Source organism: Leptospira selangorensis (genome assembly GCF_004769405.1).
GTDB classification, from domain to species: Bacteria; Spirochaetota; Leptospiria; order Leptospirales; family Leptospiraceae; genus Leptospira_B; species Leptospira_B selangorensis.
The window spans coordinates 51895-67802 of sequence record NZ_RQES01000001.1 but is presented as its reverse complement, the minus strand read 5'-3'; the positions used below and the strand labels follow the sequence as shown (position 1 = coordinate 67802).

The window sequence follows — 15908 nt, the reverse complement described above, 5'->3', positions numbered from 1 at the left end:
AATCTATTTAATGATCATAAATGATCCGGAATGTTGAATTTTTAATAATGCTTAAATTTAAGTAATGAATTTTACCACCCCTCTCTTTTTATTTTTCTTTTTGCTTATATTTGGGCTGAGATGGATTCTTCCCAGGCTGAAAATGCTTCCGGAATGGGTTCCGAAGCCATTTTTATTAGCTGGAAGCTATTTCTTCTATATGTCCTGGAATCCTAAATTCGGGCTCCTTCTTTTCGGGACGACAGTTCTGGATTACTGGATTGGTAGAATAATGGATCAGAAGGAAGGAAGGTTTCGTGCGATCTTACTTTCACTTTCTCTCGTTTTGAATCTAGGGGTTTTGGCATTTTTTAAATATTTCATTTTCTTTATGCAGTCTGGAAATGCCGTATTTTCGGCATTTGGGCTAAATTTAAGTCTTCCTGTATGGGGCATTGTGCTTCCTGTAGGTATCTCTTTTTACACTTTTCAGTCCCTAAGTTACACGATCGACGTGTTCAGAAGAGAAATTTTGCCTGAGAAAAATTTTTGGAACTATGCCCTCTTTCTTTCCTTCTTCCCCCAGTTGGTTGCAGGACCAATTGTTCCTGCCAGGACCTTTTTGCCTCAACTTAGGACCTGGGTGGCTTGGAAGGAACTCCCTCTTAGAGAAGGTCTTGTTTTAGTTTTAATTGGCGTATGGAAGAAGGTGGTGATTGCGGATCAACTGTCTATTTTGCCCGATTCTTTTTATCGTTCTCCTTTGGAGTTTTCGAGTGCCTATGCATGGGCAGCGGTTTTTGCGTATTCTCTTCAGATCTATTGTGATTTCAGCGGGTATACTGATATTGCTTTAGGCTCAGCTCTTCTTCTCGGCTTTAAACTTACTGAAAATTTTAGGATGCCTTATCTCGCTTCCGGATTTTCTGATTTTTGGAGAAGATGGCATATCTCTTTGTCTTCTTGGCTTAGGAATTATTTATACATTCCTTTGGGCGGTAATCGTAAATCCGAACTAAGAACTTATGTGAATTTATTTTTGACCATGCTTTTGGGCGGCCTATGGCATGGTGCTAGTTGGAATTTTGTGGTTTGGGGTGGATTTCACGGCATTTTTTTAGGTTTGGAGAGATTAGGTAAAAAATTTTGCCCCGATTTTTTCTCCGCTGAAAACGGACCTGGGATTTTAGGAAGGTTCTCGTATAGGATCTTTGTGATCTTAGGTGTTGTTCTTTGTTGGGTATTTTTCAGATCTCCGGATTGGAAAACTACAGGGATCGTTTTCGAAAAACTTTTTCACTTTTCGAACGGAGCGGATCCGACGCTTTCTTCTTTGCGTATTCTCTCTATCGCATTCTTTTTGTTTTTTGCCGCCACTTGGATAGGAAATCGAGACGAGAAATACGGTAGTTTTCGTAAGTTTTATGAAGGTTTACATCCGGTAATTTTCGGAGTTTTGGTAGGTATTGGGTTTTTATTAGGAGCCGTATTCTCTTCCGAGTCCCAACCGTTTATTTATTTTGTTTTTTGAACTGGTCTTTGTAGATAATCTCGGATCTTTGCTGTATCTTCGTAGATCCAAATTTTTCCGTTTCCGGACTCACAATTTAGAACGCGAGAAGGTTCCCCATAGAATGATTTGATCCTGGATTCTCCTAGTCCTTCCGGCAATATTGCGATCGGACCTTCCGGTGGAAATAAAAACCATTCCTTATTGGAAACTGAATAAGATCCTTCTAATGTGCTGAAATCTATCGGGTATGCCAGGACTCTTTTTTCGGAGTATGTGAGGATTCGTCTAGCTTTTCGAGGTTCTGAGAGCACAAAAACAAACGAATCTTTTTCTTTCCATTCATCTACGCAGACTGTTTCTGGCGGTCTGATGGTGATGGACTCCCATGGATCTCTGAATTGTCCCGTTCCTTCTCCAAATATCGTGAATATCCCAAGTCCGAATATCAGTCCTAAAAACGCGAAATTCCTGGAATGGCTTAAATAGTTTTGGTTCTTGATAGAAGGTAAAATCCCAAATAATACAGGGACCATCACGATTGCAGGTAGGCTGTATTTGAGTGAATTTTGGCCGGAATATAGCCCGAGTAATGGCGGTAATATACAAAGACTAAGTTGGAAATATCCTAAAAATCCGTAACTATGCCCGGATTCTTTTCCTTTTCTTAAACATAAAATTCCGCCTAAAATCGCGAATGCGAGAAAGATCCCTGAAAGGTTTAGGCTAAGTATTGCGGTATAAAAATCAGTCCACCAATGCGAGATTGATTCAAGTGTGGAAAGTTTATTGGGTGAGTTGATTGCTAAAAATATTTTTATGAAAGAATGAAGCCCTAACCCGATGAGTCCGGTTGCAAAAAATCGGATGGAGATCAGCGGGAAAGAAACTCCCCAACGACCGTACCTTCTCGCCCAAGCAAGTAAAGTCGGCAGATATAATTCTAAAACTAGGATCCTATCCGAAACCGTGAGTAGGGAAAGCAGAGGGAAGATGGAATATTTCGGCACCTTCTCTCTTTTTAAATAAGGCCATATCCAGAGACTCGTGAGAAATGCGCTGATATGTACGGAAGGAAAATATAAAAAGTACAACAACGGAAATTTTTCAGCGATCAGAAATAAGAAAGATAATATGAGTAAGCTGAATACGTAACTTTGGGGCCGGGGCATTTTTGGCTCCATTGCACGGATGAACCTTCCTAAAAGATATGCGAGTAAAGAAGTTTGGAAGATCGCGTAGAGTGTTAATGTCCTGAAAACATTTTCAGTGATATAACCGAATATAAAAACGATCGGTAGATCCGGAAAAAAATAAGGTGTAGGTGCGAACGACCAGGCCCTTAAGGAACCACCATCCCTAAGCACATCTATTAACACGGAAGGAAGATACAGGGCTTCCATGTTCCAGAAAATTTCTTTAGGCGCGGTAAATAGGGAAAATATAAGTGAGGCCAGGAAAATAATTATAGAAGTCCAGAGCCAAACCACTTGGGAATCCTGGCCAATGCCTCATCCAAGGTAAAGTAGAAAACGAAACAATTTCTGGACAAAGAGGCAATTACTTTCAGTTTATGGAGCTGTGTCCCGTTCCAAATTAACGATCTTATTTTCCGTTGTTATCTCAGTTATTTTTTTGGACTTCTTCTTGTTCCGATACTCGTTTTGGCTCTTGCCTAACGAATCTTCCTGGGGAGCGGATTATTTTTATAATTTTTTACACGAGTTTAAAACTTTCGAAAAAATTTCGAAGCAGAAATTCCGTGTTTTAGTAATAGGTTCCAGTGTTACAGGTTATTCGATTAACCCTAAAGACTTAGAGAAGGAACTTCGTAAGGTCACTGGGAAAGATCTGGATATTATCTTTTTGTCTTATGCCGGTATGCCTCCCTTGGATGCGTACTTGATGAAGGACCAATTCCTGAGTTTGTCTCCGGATCTTATCGTATATCCTGTGAACTTTGTGGATTGGAGATTGTACAGGGCTTACGTTCTGGATCCTAAAAACGGTAAGAACGAAACTGCGGAAGAATCAAAGCTGATCTTGGATGCTTTGGATTTTAGGGACGCTCCCCAATCCAAGATTATTTTTCCTTTGGAAAGTCTCCTTGAATTTTGGGATTTAATCGGATTGGAGAAAAGTGCGGAATATCTAGCCGCTTCTATTTTTGGTTCTTATCGTTATAAGGAAATTTATTGGAAAATTTCTACTTCTCTCTATGAACATCGTTTTGGTAGGAACACCAGCTTCAGAGAGTATAATGGTGTGGACATTCCGGAGAAAGTGACCTTTCGGGGTTGGACCGGGAAAGTTTTCTCTTTTCAACCTAAACCTTATATGGCTCGCAAAGGTTTTTATATCCAGGTAGTGGAAGAAGTACTTAAGGATGGAAAGTTTATCCTAGAGCTGGAAAATTTTTCTCATACTGTTAAGCAGACTTTTGAGTTTAAGAGCCCCGGTTGGAAAAAAATTCTTTTGGATCCTAGATTTTTGGATCCAGGGGAGAAGGATCACTGGATCCGTGCTGAAGTTTCTAATACTTGGATCCCTTATTTTGCGGGACCAGAACATAAGGATTGGGCTCTGGATATCCTGGGAGTAAGGTTACAGCAGATTTTCGGAAAAGAAGATGATCTTTCTCTTTTGGATAGAAGACCGGTGAGAGAGGAAAGGTTGGAAGACCTACGCTTTCTAGGGATGTCCGATAAGGAATACGAAGAATACTTTTACTTTCGCCTTCTTACGGATCTAAAAAAAAGACCAGGTTTACAGTACATTCAGGTGTTAGCGGACTCTAAGAAGAAGATCGCAAAGGAAAAGTTCCGGCCCATTCTTCATTTTCGTTATATGAAGAAGCTCATTTCTTTTTTTAAAGAGAAGGATTTGCCATTTCTCTTAATAAACAATCCTGAGAACCCAGTTAGCCTTTCCTGGTATGGGGATTCGGAATGGTATAAAGAGCATTTGTCATACCTGAAAGAGATCAGCGGTGGCGGGGACAATTTTGTGGATCTAAGCAGGGATCTGCCTTCGACTGATTTTTGGGACTTCCATCATCTCACGTATGAAGGAACTCATAAGATGAATTCTAAGTATGCTTCGCTCATATCTAAATTTGTCGAATGACAGTCCATGGTCTTAGAAAAAAATAGAGAAAAACAATGAAATGCAGACTTTAAGTCTGAGAGCGGTAAATAAGTTCTATGAGCAAAATTAACGTAGCTGTTTTGGGAGCCACTGGCTCCGTCGGGCAAAGGTTTATCCAACTTTTGGAAAACCATCCTTATTTTCAGGTAACCCATCTATGCGCATCCGAGAATAGCGCAGGCAAAACATATGCGGACGTTATGAAGAAGCGTTGGAAGATCTCTGGAGATATTCCTAAATACGCTCGTGACATAATTATCACGTTACCGGACCCTAAGGTTACTCCAGGTGTGAAACTGGCGTTTTCCGGTTTGGACGCTTCTGTTGCAGGAGAGGTGGAAACTTCTTTTGCCCAAGCAGGCATCCATATTATTTCCAATTCTAAAAATCATAGAATGGTGGAGAATGTTCCTCTTCTTTCTGCAGAAGTGAACGCGAATCATTTGGATGTGCTTTCCAGCCAAAAAACTCCGGGCAAGATCATCACTAACTCCAATTGTACGATCATGGGAGTGACCATCTCTCTGAAACCTCTATACGAAAAGTTCGGTATAGAATCCGTTATGTTATTCTCCATGCAGGCGATTTCCGGAGCAGGTTATCCGGGAGTTCCTACCATGGATATTTTGGGGAACGTAGTTCCTTTTATAGGTGGAGAAGAAGATAAGGCGGAGATCGAGCCTCTGAAATGTCTTGGAAAGGCTGAAGGTGGAAAGATAGTGAATGCGGATTTTAAAATTTCCGCTCATTGTAATCGAGTTCCGGTTTTCGACGGACATACAGTTTGTGTTTCTGTGAAATTCAAGAAGAAGCCAACTGAATCCGAAATTTTAGAAGCCTGGTCTTCATTTAAAGGCGAGCCTCAAGAATTAAAGTTGCCTCTCGCTCCGGATTTTCCGATTCTTTATCGTCAAGAAGAAGACAGACCCCAGCCTCGCCTAGACCTGGAGACAGGGAAAGGTATGACTACCGTAGTGGGAAGACTCAGACCTGATCCGATTTTAGATTGGAAATATGTTGTCCTAAGTCATAATACGGTCCGTGGGGCTGCCGGTGCCGCGATTTTAAACGCGGAATTGATGTATCGGAAAAACCTACTCTAGTCGAAGAGGATGACTCATGCTGGATCCCCAATCTCCGGAACTCAAGGTAGCGGATTATAACTCGGCCTTACAGTTAACCCAAGCTTTAGAGGCCAGAGGGGATTTCCAGTACAAGGGAATTCATAAATTAGTACTGATCATCGGCGATTGGACTGAAAAGTTCGTTGCGAATAAAATTCTTCCGAGTGCGGAACAACTTTCCAGGGAGCTAACCTTGGATAAGGAAAGGGTAAACGCTTATCTTAGAGAAATGAGCGCTCGCCAAAACCCTCCCGTTATAAAAAAGATCTGTATGGTGGATTATAATCCTACCGGAGATTCTTCCGATGGAAGGATTGCATCTTTCCTAAGATTAATCACCGTATTTGCCAGACCTTCTCAAACAGATGCAGGTTCTAGTCATAGATATGTGGATGGAGTGAACCAAACTTCTTTCAGTTCCATTCAAAGATGGGTCAAGGAGAAGAGGCAATTCCCTGGAAAGGAAGGCTTTCAGAAATGGATCTACGATTGTATCGATAATAATAAATTAAGCGAGACCTACGCTTCTTCCGAGATCGGGAATTTGTTTCAGGATAATTTCGATGTTACTCCTGTTCTAAAACAAACCACGATCAATATCCATTTGAAACCTGTGCTTAAGAAGTTAGTGGATTCTCGAATTCTATATTTTTATAGGAATGAGAATGCTTTAAGCCCGGGAAACCGTTCCGTTTTTTATTATAATGTCCAAGATGAGATTATCGCGAGACTGGATGCTTATAAAAAGTATCTGAACGAAAGGATTATCCCGGAATTGCAAAGGATAGGTGTGCTTGGCAATTTTTCGGAACAAGATCTTCAGAATACTCGCGCTATTGCAGGACAAGTCCTTCCTTTTCTAAGCCCGGCGTACGGTGATCAAAAAACCGCAGTTGAGGAACTTCTTTCTCTGATCCATTTTGAAGAAGAGGAGAAGGAGAAAAAAGAAAAAGAAGAGAAGAAGGCCAAACTTTCCGAATTGCTCGACTATATTAAATCCGCAAATCGATTAGTGGATCTGAATTATCTTCGATTCCGCGGAGAACCTATCGAAGAAGAAGTCAAAAACTTGATCGTCAATCATGATATGATCCTAAGCGCTGATTTTGCGGATAAAAAGGGCCTATACGTTTTCGCTCTTCATAAGGATTGTATCAACGGAGCAGTTGAAACCGCAAAAAGAGTTTTTGCAGCTACTGGGAACGACAGTGAGATCCGTGTTTTAGCAAAAATGAATATCCGGGACATGATGGAGTCTCGGGAGGCAAGTTCTCAATTTGAAAAATTGGAATATTCTTCTCTTTTTAAATATCTTCCCTTTATCACCAGATTTTTCAGATCTCTATTTGGGAATAATGTAGTTCATAGATTCGAAGCAGAAGAAATTAGAGCAAGGCTTGCTTCCGAGCAGAATAAAAAGATCCTAGAAGCAAGAACTAAGGTCGCTCAAGAAGAGAAGGTAAAACTTGCTGAAAGAAGAGTAAAAGACAGAGAAGTAGCCGAAGCGACCGCAAAAGCGAGAGCTGCAGCTGCAGTTGCGAATTCAGAGTCGAACGCTCCTGCAAGAAGTTCAGGACTTAGCTCTGAACAAGAGGCCGAAATTAAACGAAATCTTTCTGCGGTTTTAGATGTTATAGATCATGCTTGGGGCCAAGACGAACTTCCGGATAGGGAATATCTCTTACAGGCTTTAGGCGGAGATATGGATGAAAATACTCTGATCAACTTCCTGAAAAAGAATGCAAAAAAGGAAATCCATTCCTTTATGGTTAGAAACCAGGAAGAGCAGTATTCTTTTCCGATCCTTATTAGCAGAAGGTTCTTGAAAAAGAACGGCAAGGCCTTACTGGATAAGGCGAAAAGGATCGTAGACGAGCAGAAAAACGCGGGTATGCCTGAACAGGAAAAGTTCGATTTTTATATTTCTTTCGAAGATTTTCTGAACAGAACCCTTCCTAAAATCTGAGCTCGGATCATTAGAGCAATTTTAATAAAACCGAATATACATGAAGAATGAATTAGTTAATTTCAGAAAAACTAAAATTATCTGCACGATCGGCCCTGCAACCGCCGACAAAAAAATGATCCAATCCCTTGCGGAAGCTGGGATGAATATCGCTAGATTGAACATGTCCCACGGGAATCATGATTTTCATAGATCCATAATTCGAGCCATCAAGTCCCTGAATAAAGATGTATTAAAACATCCTATTGCAATCTTATTGGATACCCAAGGCCCCGAGATTCGGACTGGCGATCTGCAAGTCGATCATTTGGACTTAAAAGTAGGCGAGTCCTTTACGTTTCATATTATTCCTGGTGAAGAATCGGAAGAACAATCCGTCTTCGTAAATTATCGAGACATCGTAAAAGATCTAAAAATTGGGGATAGAGTTACCGTAGATAACGGTCTCATCAATCTCGTGGTAGAAGAGATCCAAGAGACTGCTTTGAAATGTAAAGTTGTCGATGGTGGGAAATTAGGCTCTCGCAAACATATAAATCTTCCGGGAATCCGAGTTAATTTGCCTTCTATTACTCAGAAAGATCAGAAAGATATTCTTTTTGGTTTAGAAGAAGATGTGGATTTTATTGCTCTTTCTTTTGTTCGTTCTGCGGAAGATATCCATCAACTTCGTAAGATTATCGAGGAAAATAACGGTCACACAGATATCATCGCAAAGATTGAAGACCAAGAAGCCGTTAAGAACATGTTAGAAATTGTGGAAGCTGCTGACGGTGTTATGGTAGCAAGGGGCGATCTTGGAGTGGAACTTCCTATTGAAGAACTTCCTCTAATTCAACGTGCTATTATCCGAGAATGTGCGATCAAAGGAAAAAGAGTGATCGTTGCGACTCACCTTTTAGAGTCTATGATCAATAATCCTTCTCCTACTCGCGCAGAAGTGACTGACGTTGCCAACGCGGTTTTTGAAGAAGCGGATGCAATTATGTTATCCGGTGAGACTGCCGCAGGAAAATTCCCAGTTCGTTGTGTGGATATGCTCCATAAGATCTCGGAGAGAGTGGAGAAGGCACCGGGACTAGGTTATGTTTTGGAAAGAGTTCCTTCCAACAAGAAGGAAGAAATGGCTCGATCAGCGGCTATGCTTTCGGATTCTATCAAATCTCCTGCTATTATTGTGATTACCAGAAGGGGAACTACTGCTCTGAATGTTGCTTCCTTCCATCCAAGATTTCCGCTTATCTATGCGTTTACGAATATGACCACGGTTCGTCGTAAACTTTGGCTGACACGAAGTGTAATTCCGTATCGGATCGATTTTTCCAGCGATCCTGAGAAGACTATCAAGCTGGCGATTGAAACTTTGAAATCAAGCGGCCGAGTGAAGGATGGAGATCAGGTTGTAATTTTGTCGGATATTATTGCTGGTGCTGATCGGGTGGAGACGATCCAGATCAGAGAGGTGAAGTAAGGGTTGGTAGGAACTCCAGACTATTCTGAAGTGTTCTCGGCCTCTTGGTTCAGCAATTTTAGGACCCAATCTTGAAGTCCCAGGCTTTGGAAGGCCTCAATGATCATTCCTGTATAACTAATGGAAGATTGTAATCTCTCGAAACTCAATCGAACCTGGAGTTTTTTGATCTGTAGATAGAGCCGGAGTTCTTCCTTGCTCATTTTGGACGGGTCTTTCCAGGGAGTGTAGTCTTCTCCGGAAAGAGGATTCAGGGAGAAGATTCGATTATCTTTAGTCTTAGCCTTGCTCATATTGGCGGGAGTTCCTTCCACTCTTACGCTTTAAGTTTTCGAGCAAGAGCGAAAACGCCTATTAGAGAAATGAAGAAGCAAAGACCACCAGTTCCTAAGGCCGCAGGTAGCGGATCGCCCGCAAATTGCCTCTGCAAATAGAGGAAAAAGGCGGCGAGAAAGAATATTACACTTAAACTAATGAAGAAAAGAGCAATTCGGAAGAATATATATGCCTGGATGCCTAGTACAATCTTTTCCGTTGCGATTTTCTTTGCGTATAGAAGAAGAGTTTCGAAATACTCTGCGATTGAATTGATGAAAGCGAGCAGGTGTTCCTTCAGCTCGAAACTTGAAGACGAAGTTCCATCCTGCTTCTCGTTATTTCCGTAAGGAATTTCTTCTGAATCCGTTCTTTTAGCGGCCAATGGGTAATTTCCGTATTATTTTCTACGACCGATAAGCATTCCTATTATCACGCCTATCCCGACTCCGACTCCTAGTCCGATCAAAGTTGCTTTTTGCGGATTTTCCTTGATATAAATTCCTGTTTGATCGATGATTTGTTTGGCCTTTTCGCTGGTTTCACCAGTAACTTGTTTTAATTTTTCCTTTAGATCAGATACGTGTTCCAAGTATTCCTCCCGGGCCTTACCTGTAATTTTCTTGGCCTTATCTTTTAAAATTTGGAGTTCTTCGCTTAGATTATCACCTTTAGACATAAGAACGCCCTCCAGATACTTTTATGTTAGTATAGCTAATCAATTTCAAGAATTTTACATCTTGGAATCATTCAATCGTAAAAATTAAGGACTTTAAATTTGACCGTAGGGATAAATAAGTCGATATATTAGGTCTAACCGGCAAACGGATAGAAATTGAAGCGAAAACCATTCCGGTCGATGCAAAGTAAAAAGGGGATGGCACATGAATTTATTATCTAAAATAGCTAAGATAAGAAGAACTCAAAGACAAAGAATATACAATAGGGCATATCGCCAAGCTCTGAAACATTTGAAGCGAGAATTTAAGGCAGAAGCTGATCGTCACGCGCAAGCAGAGAAAGAATTAGAGAAATATTATCGTAAAGATGTGGATAGCGAGGCGAAAAAAACCCGCAAGAAAATCCAAGAGTTAGAAAACTATAAACTTCTTCTTGAAAGAAAGGAAATGGAGATAGAATCTAAACTCGCTTTTCTAAACGACCAATTGCACAAAATCGAAGAGCTAAAAGCTAGAATGGACGGGGCCGTCAATTTAATGGCACGTGCAGGATCTCTTTCAAACGGCGCGATCGACGATGCGGAAAAAATCAAGCAAGCATTGAAAAAAGTTCTCTAATTTTAAACTTTCATGGGCAATTCTCCGGTTCCGCTTTCAATCGAGCAAATTAGGAAGGAACTCCCAGCCACTTGGGAAGTGCTAACTATAGACGTAGTTCCAAAAATTGCTAGAGTATATAAATTATCTCAATACCTAGATGGAATAAAAGTAATAACTGTTTTAGCAAACCTGGCTAATGAAATGGATCACCACCCGGAAATCCTTTTTTCGTATAGTTCTGTGAGAGTGGAACTATATACCCATAGTCTAAAGGGATTGTCCAGCTTTGATTTGCAATTTGCTATTTCTGCCGAAAATCTCTTTAGTAATCTCTAATATATTAGCAATACTCTGAATCTTTAGGCGATTTTTGGTCCATGAGGACTTTTTCTTTTCGTTTTAAAGTCAGATTTAGATAGTTGGTATTCTAAGATCCATAGTTCTCGAAAGAAGATCTTTGAATCAAAATTTGCATGTATTGCTGCTTTTACCTGCCAAATTATTTTTTCTGAATTTGAAAAGCCTTCGGATTTATATTCTTCCAATAATAACACAAATAAATAACACATTGAAATTCCGTGACTAATGGCAAGACTTCTAAGTTGAGTCCAATCTTCTGATCTTGGTCTGAAGTTGAACTTTATATATCTATTCTCCTTCGATTTTCCTATAGTGTTTTGATATTTCGTGTATATTGATTCAGAATTAATACGTTTATTTGAATGAAAACTTCTTCGCCGGTTTGAGAGAGTCTTTCTTAGTAGGTTGTTGATGCCGTGTTTATGAACATATTTTGCCAAGTGCGGGGGAATAAGAAGGGTAGAGACATTACGTTTTTTCTTAATTATATTTCCTAAAGCTATGTTTTGGGAGAAGGAGCGGTGGTAGGTGGGTTTTATTTTTTCCATATGAGAGACGGGTCTCGGAATGAAAAAAGGGAGTGAATTTTTTGCAGAAATTGCGATTTATTTGAACGATGGAATTTATTTTGGGAAGGAACTCCTTAGGAGCCCGTCCTTAAGATAGTTTAAGAACGGACTTTCATTAAGTTGAAGATGAAAGACTTAATCTATAATTACAATCCCCTCGTAATTATCAGTAAATCTATAACCAATCCCCCAAATTGTTTCAATCCACTCAGGTTGAGCTGAATTCTTTTCCAACTTTGAGCGAATTCTCTTGATATGGGAGTCGATCATTCTTTCAAATCCATCCCATTCCATTCCCCAAACCGCTTCTAAGATCATTTCTCTTGAGAATACTTTTCCAGGAGAAGTTGCCATTAGCTGTAGAATATCAAATTCTTTCCGAGAAATATTGATTACCTGATCTTTCAAAGTGACCCTGCGTCGAACTGGATCGATTTTTAAAGATCCTCTGATAATTTCTCCACCGCTTCCTATGTTTGGTTTAATACCCGCTTTTTTATCCCATCTGCGGAAGAACACATCTACTCTGGTTTTCAATTCTCTAACGGAGAAAGGCTTTGTGATATAATCATCTGCACCTAACTCGAGGCCCATGATTCGATCTATTTCTTCATTTCGAGCGGTAACGATAAAAATCGGTGTATTCTCGTCAGATCTTCGGACTGTTCGACATACATCCATTCCGTCAATATCCGGTAAGGAAAGATCTAAAATTAAGAGGTCGGGGTGGTTTGCCTTATAGTATTTAAGGCCCTCTTCGCCAGAAGTTTGAATTGTGGTTCGGTAATGAGCTGAATCCAATGACTTTCGTATTAAATTCCCGATGTCCGGATCATCTTCAATTACCAGAATATTCTTCATAAGCGCCTCAGGTGTATTGGATGTTAAATTTAACCTCATTACAACATATTATTCCCACCAAAATTGTAACATAGCAAAAAATAGGATTTTAAATGTATTGATTGGAAAACAAAAATTCGAAAAATGCGATATGTTTGGCGTTTTTGAAGGTTTTGCTGTTTATCTCTAATGGTATTTCCGGAGAATTCTTATTTCTTAATGTGAAAAATCTGGCTTTGGGCAATTTATGAAATACGGCAATCCTTCCTTTCCTCGGAGTTGGGCTCTTATTGCAGTTTCGGAGCCTGGATTGGATGTTCACGAAGTAACCAGGACTCTTGGAATTCGACCTGACTTATCGGTGAATAAAGGAGTTCCTGCCATCTCTGGAAAATCGGTTACTTCTTCTTTATGGCAAATTCACTCGAAAAGAGACGCGAGTGCCCCGTTAGAAGATCATATTCAAGAATTATTGGAGAAAATAGCCCCCCGTCGCAAAGAATTCCAAAGTTTTTGCGAAAAACATAATGTCGTACTTTATTGTTCTATTGAATTCAATAATGGTAGTTTAGAAGAAACTGCGCTAAGCGCTAGAACTCTTTTGTTACTTGGAAATCTTGGACTAAAATTGTCCTTTCACGCATGGAATGTTCCGGAAAGAAGGAGAAGGTCAGAGGATCAGAATTAATTCTTCTAAAGAGAAGGTTTTAATGTATTTTCGGATCGGAGGTCTCGGTTTGGAAAGAATTAACACTCGGTTCTTTTCACGCAGATCCAAGGCATATTTGATTAATTTTTCTATTACTGGGAATGGCAAAGTCTCGAATTTCGATATTTCCAATTTTACATGCCGATTTGTTTCATAGAAGGCCATCGCTAAAACAGAGTTTAATTCTCCCAAGACTTGATCGTTTATTTCAGAAAGAAGAGGTTCAATTTCTACAGCCTTGGCCTTTTTTCTTATTTCAAAGTAACTGTATTTTCGACTATACTCCACAGTAGTTTCCCTTTCTAAAGGATTAGTTTGCCATTTTGAGCGTTCATATCCAAAGATGAAGCTGAATAACTTAGAGATATTGTCATTTCGATCCAGATTTTTACATGCTACGAGAACTTTTTTTTATGAAAAAGGATTCCTCGAGGTTGATACTCCATCGTTGAAAAAAATCCCAGGGATGGAGCCGTATTTGGATCCATTTATGGTAGGATCTCCTTCGGGGGCAGAGAAAGGATATCTGATTACTTCTCCTGAATATTCTCTCAAGCAGGCTTTATCTTTAGGTGCAGAAAAGGTATACGAGATTGCACATACGTTTCGTTCAGGGGAGAAGGGGAGTTCCTACCATACTGCCGAGTTCCTTATGCTGGAATTTTACCAAACTGGTATCGATTTGCACCAGGCAATGGATCTTCTTGAAGAATTGATTCGATGGATTTCCAATAAGCTTAGCCTTCCGCTTCTGGAAAAATCATTTCAGAGAAAATCTGTGAAGGAACTCCTCTCCAATTGGGCAAACATAGATTGGGATAGAAGCTCCTTAGAACAAAAGATCGCAGAACTATCTCTCACAAATCTCCCATTGAATTCCATGGAATATGAGGACTGCTTTTTTTTAATATTCTTAAACTTGTTAGAGCCAAACTTCGCTACGGAATTTCAATTCATCTATGATTACCCTCCAGAAATGGCGGCTCTTTCTCGAATTGAAAACGGAGCAGCAAAAAGGTTCGAATTGTATTTTGGAAAAATAGAATTAGCTAACGCATTTTACGAACTTTTGGACCCGATAGAACAGAGAGCTCGTTTTGAAAAAGAGCAAGCATTGAGAAGAAAGTTAGGGAAGGAAGTTTTTCCAGTTCACGAGGAGTTCCTTCAAGCATTAGAAAGAGGCATTCCAGAATGTTCTGGAATTTCGATCGGATTGGATCGTCTTCTAATGGTACTTTTGGGAAGGAACTCCCTCTCAGAAGTTAGCCCATATTGGCGAGAAATTTGAAAACGGCGGATTTTATTCCGTTCCGACTTCATTTCGAATTAAGAAAGCATCATGGAAGGTTCGATAATGAATATAGGCCTCGCAAAACTTTTGTTGCACGGATCATCTATCAATTTAACTTAAGATTTGATTTGCCCTGAAAAGGGTTCTTCGATCGAAGAAATCCTGGCCTTTAGTGCGGACGGAGAATATGACTAAGAAGCAGAATTATTACGTCACTATAAAAGGCAAAAAATATGATCGAGGCCTGATCGAGTTAGCCGAGAAGGCAACCTCAGGTAAAAAAGACGGCCGTATTTCGATTGCGGATGCAAAAAAACTTCTCAATGCCGTTAAGGATAACAATACTTATACAGACATCGAAAAGAAAACGATGGAATATGTCCGTGAGAATTTTCAATTTACTACAAAAGCGGATGAGTGGTTTCGCACTGAAATTCGCAAATGGGCTGCTGAAAAATCTTCTCATACTCACACTAAATCTTCCCCACAAGAGGAATATACTTCTCACGATGAAGCGGTTAGTCTTATGAGTTCTCAACATTCTGAACCTTATAAAGGTTATATCCCGACTCCTTCTGCAGGACAGACGAAAAAACAAAATAGCATTCCTGTTCTGGTCCTGTCTCTCATCATTCTTGGTGGTTTCGGAGTGGGGATCTATTACGCATTCCGAAACAACGGAAAGAAATCCGTTAATCATACTGAAGAAGTTAAAGAAAGTAAACCTAAGCAAGTGGCGGAAGAGAAGAAGGAAACTTCTTCCTCTTCGGAAAAGGGAAGCATTTTTGGTTTCTTCTCTCAAAAACATGAACCTGCGATTTTTTCCGGAAAAGACGCTGAGCTTGCTTCTAAAATCCAATCTTCTCCGATTCTTTTCGATAAGAATGATATAAAAATTCCTCAATCACAAAGAAGGATCCTAGATTTCCTTACACTTCTTCTCAAAAAACATTCGGATGTTAAGGTAGTTTTGATTGGACATGCTTCTTCCGAAGGAACCGAAGAAGTGAATCTGAAAGTTTCCCAGCTTAGAGCCGAGATGGTTAGAGATTATTTATTGGGGAATGGTTTGGAAACTTCTCGTTTCATTCTGGAAGCGAAAGGTTCTCAAATAGTTTCTTCTTCCGAGGGGAAGGGGCAAAGTCAGGAAAAAAACAGACGAGTGGATATCCAAATCGTTAAGTGAAAGGGGAGTTATCTCCCTTTTCTTCCTTCGTTTTATTTCTGGTAGGAACTCCAGATACTTCTCCATATTCTTTCGTCTAATCTAATAGTAAACGGATATTCCGTATTCTTAAAATTGTCCTTTTGGCGGAAAAATCCTATACAAGCACCCCGACCCTAAGA

Annotated in this window: 17 protein-coding genes; 10 read left to right on the top strand and 7 right to left on the bottom strand. The window is 40.0% G+C overall.

The features are described from left to right. Positions 1-64 precede the first annotated feature (64 nt). On the top strand, positions 65-1510 hold the full coding sequence (locus EHO58_RS00355; protein WP_135677928.1) for an MBOAT family O-acyltransferase: 1446 nt from the start codon (positions 65-67) through the stop codon (positions 1508-1510). On the opposite strand, the gene EHO58_RS00350 is transcribed toward EHO58_RS00355, so the two are convergent. After that, on the bottom strand, positions 1495-2892 hold the full coding sequence (locus EHO58_RS00350) for a hypothetical protein (RefSeq protein ID WP_135677927.1): 1398 nt from the start codon (positions 2890-2892) through the stop codon (positions 1495-1497). The genes EHO58_RS00355 and EHO58_RS00350 overlap by 16 nt on opposite strands. A gap of 178 nt (positions 2893-3070) precedes the next feature. On the opposite strand from EHO58_RS00350, the gene EHO58_RS00345 reads away from it, so the two are divergent. From EHO58_RS00345 to pyk, 4 genes are all read left to right on the top strand, one after another. Then, positions 3071-4615, top strand: a complete 1545-nt coding sequence (locus EHO58_RS00345; protein ID WP_135677925.1) for a hypothetical protein — start codon at positions 3071-3073, stop codon at positions 4613-4615. A 77-nt stretch (positions 4616-4692) separates the two neighbouring features. Continuing rightward, the gene (gene asd / locus EHO58_RS00340; protein ID WP_135626934.1) at positions 4693-5739 is read left to right on the top strand and encodes an aspartate-semialdehyde dehydrogenase; all 1047 of its coding nucleotides are present in this window, start codon (positions 4693-4695) and stop codon (positions 5737-5739) included. Positions 5740-5755: 16 nt separating this feature from the next. Continuing rightward, complete coding sequence (locus tag EHO58_RS00335) at positions 5756-7726, top strand: hypothetical protein (protein WP_135677923.1); 1971 nt, start codon at positions 5756-5758, stop codon at positions 7724-7726. A gap of 40 nt (positions 7727-7766) precedes the next feature. After that, on the top strand, positions 7767-9197 hold the full coding sequence (gene pyk / locus EHO58_RS00330; RefSeq protein WP_100710676.1) for a pyruvate kinase: 1431 nt from the start codon (positions 7767-7769) through the stop codon (positions 9195-9197). Positions 9198-9217: 20 nt separating this feature from the next. Here pyk and EHO58_RS00325 read toward each other — a convergent pair whose 3' ends face one another. Genes EHO58_RS00325 through EHO58_RS00315 form a run of 3 tightly spaced genes read right to left on the bottom strand, consistent with a single transcriptional unit; the run spans position 9218 to position 10191 of the window. After that, positions 9218-9490 (bottom strand): hypothetical protein, encoded by a 273-nt coding sequence (locus tag EHO58_RS00325; protein WP_135677922.1) that lies wholly within the window; start codon positions 9488-9490, stop codon positions 9218-9220. Between the two features lie 23 nt (positions 9491-9513). Continuing rightward, a complete protein-coding gene (locus tag EHO58_RS00320; protein ID WP_135677920.1) occupies positions 9514-9897 on the bottom strand; it encodes an LBF_4227 family protein in 384 nt (127 codons plus the stop codon). A 15-nt stretch (positions 9898-9912) separates the two neighbouring features. Continuing rightward, positions 9913-10191, bottom strand: a complete 279-nt coding sequence (locus tag EHO58_RS00315) for a DUF883 family protein (protein ID WP_135626938.1) — start codon at positions 10189-10191, stop codon at positions 9913-9915. 205 nt (positions 10192-10396) lie between these two features. Here EHO58_RS00315 and EHO58_RS00310 point away from each other — a divergent pair, with 205 nt between their 5' ends. Both EHO58_RS00310 and EHO58_RS19850 read left to right on the top strand, forming a co-directional pair. Further along, positions 10397-10810 carry a TraB/GumN family protein gene (locus tag EHO58_RS00310; protein WP_086445698.1) on the top strand — a complete coding sequence of 138 codons (414 nt, stop codon included), beginning with the start codon at positions 10397-10399 and terminating at the stop codon, positions 10808-10810. Between the two features lie 12 nt (positions 10811-10822). After that, positions 10823-11128 carry a 4a-hydroxytetrahydrobiopterin dehydratase gene (locus tag EHO58_RS19850; RefSeq protein ID WP_135677918.1) on the top strand — a complete coding sequence of 102 codons (306 nt, stop codon included), beginning with the start codon at positions 10823-10825 and terminating at the stop codon, positions 11126-11128. A gap of 23 nt (positions 11129-11151) precedes the next feature. On the opposite strand, the gene EHO58_RS00300 is transcribed toward EHO58_RS19850, so the two are convergent. After that, positions 11152-11700 carry a DUF1564 family protein gene (locus EHO58_RS00300; protein ID WP_135677916.1) on the bottom strand — a complete coding sequence of 183 codons (549 nt, stop codon included), beginning with the start codon at positions 11698-11700 and terminating at the stop codon, positions 11152-11154. Positions 11701-11856: 156 nt separating this feature from the next. Further along, positions 11857-12582 carry a response regulator transcription factor gene (locus EHO58_RS00295; protein ID WP_008588853.1) on the bottom strand — a complete coding sequence of 242 codons (726 nt, stop codon included), beginning with the start codon at positions 12580-12582 and terminating at the stop codon, positions 11857-11859. A gap of 226 nt (positions 12583-12808) precedes the next feature. Between EHO58_RS00295 and EHO58_RS00290 the strand changes: the two genes are divergently transcribed. Beyond that, on the top strand, positions 12809-13249 hold the full coding sequence (locus EHO58_RS00290) for a DUF4279 domain-containing protein (RefSeq protein ID WP_135626941.1): 441 nt from the start codon (positions 12809-12811) through the stop codon (positions 13247-13249). On the opposite strand, the gene EHO58_RS00285 is transcribed toward EHO58_RS00290, so the two are convergent. Then, complete coding sequence (locus EHO58_RS00285) at positions 13232-13558, bottom strand: STAS domain protein (RefSeq protein ID WP_135677914.1); 327 nt, start codon at positions 13556-13558, stop codon at positions 13232-13234. The two genes, EHO58_RS00290 and EHO58_RS00285, sit on opposite strands and share 18 nt — an antisense overlap. Before the next feature lie 55 nt (positions 13559-13613). On the opposite strand from EHO58_RS00285, the gene epmA reads away from it, so the two are divergent. Continuing rightward, on the top strand, positions 13614-14558 hold the full coding sequence (gene epmA / locus EHO58_RS00280; protein WP_135677911.1) for an EF-P lysine aminoacylase EpmA: 945 nt from the start codon (positions 13614-13616) through the stop codon (positions 14556-14558). A 190-nt stretch (positions 14559-14748) separates the two neighbouring features. Then, positions 14749-15747, top strand: a complete 999-nt coding sequence (locus tag EHO58_RS00275; protein ID WP_135677909.1) for an OmpA family protein — start codon at positions 14749-14751, stop codon at positions 15745-15747. The last annotated feature ends 161 nt before the right edge of the window (positions 15748-15908 follow it).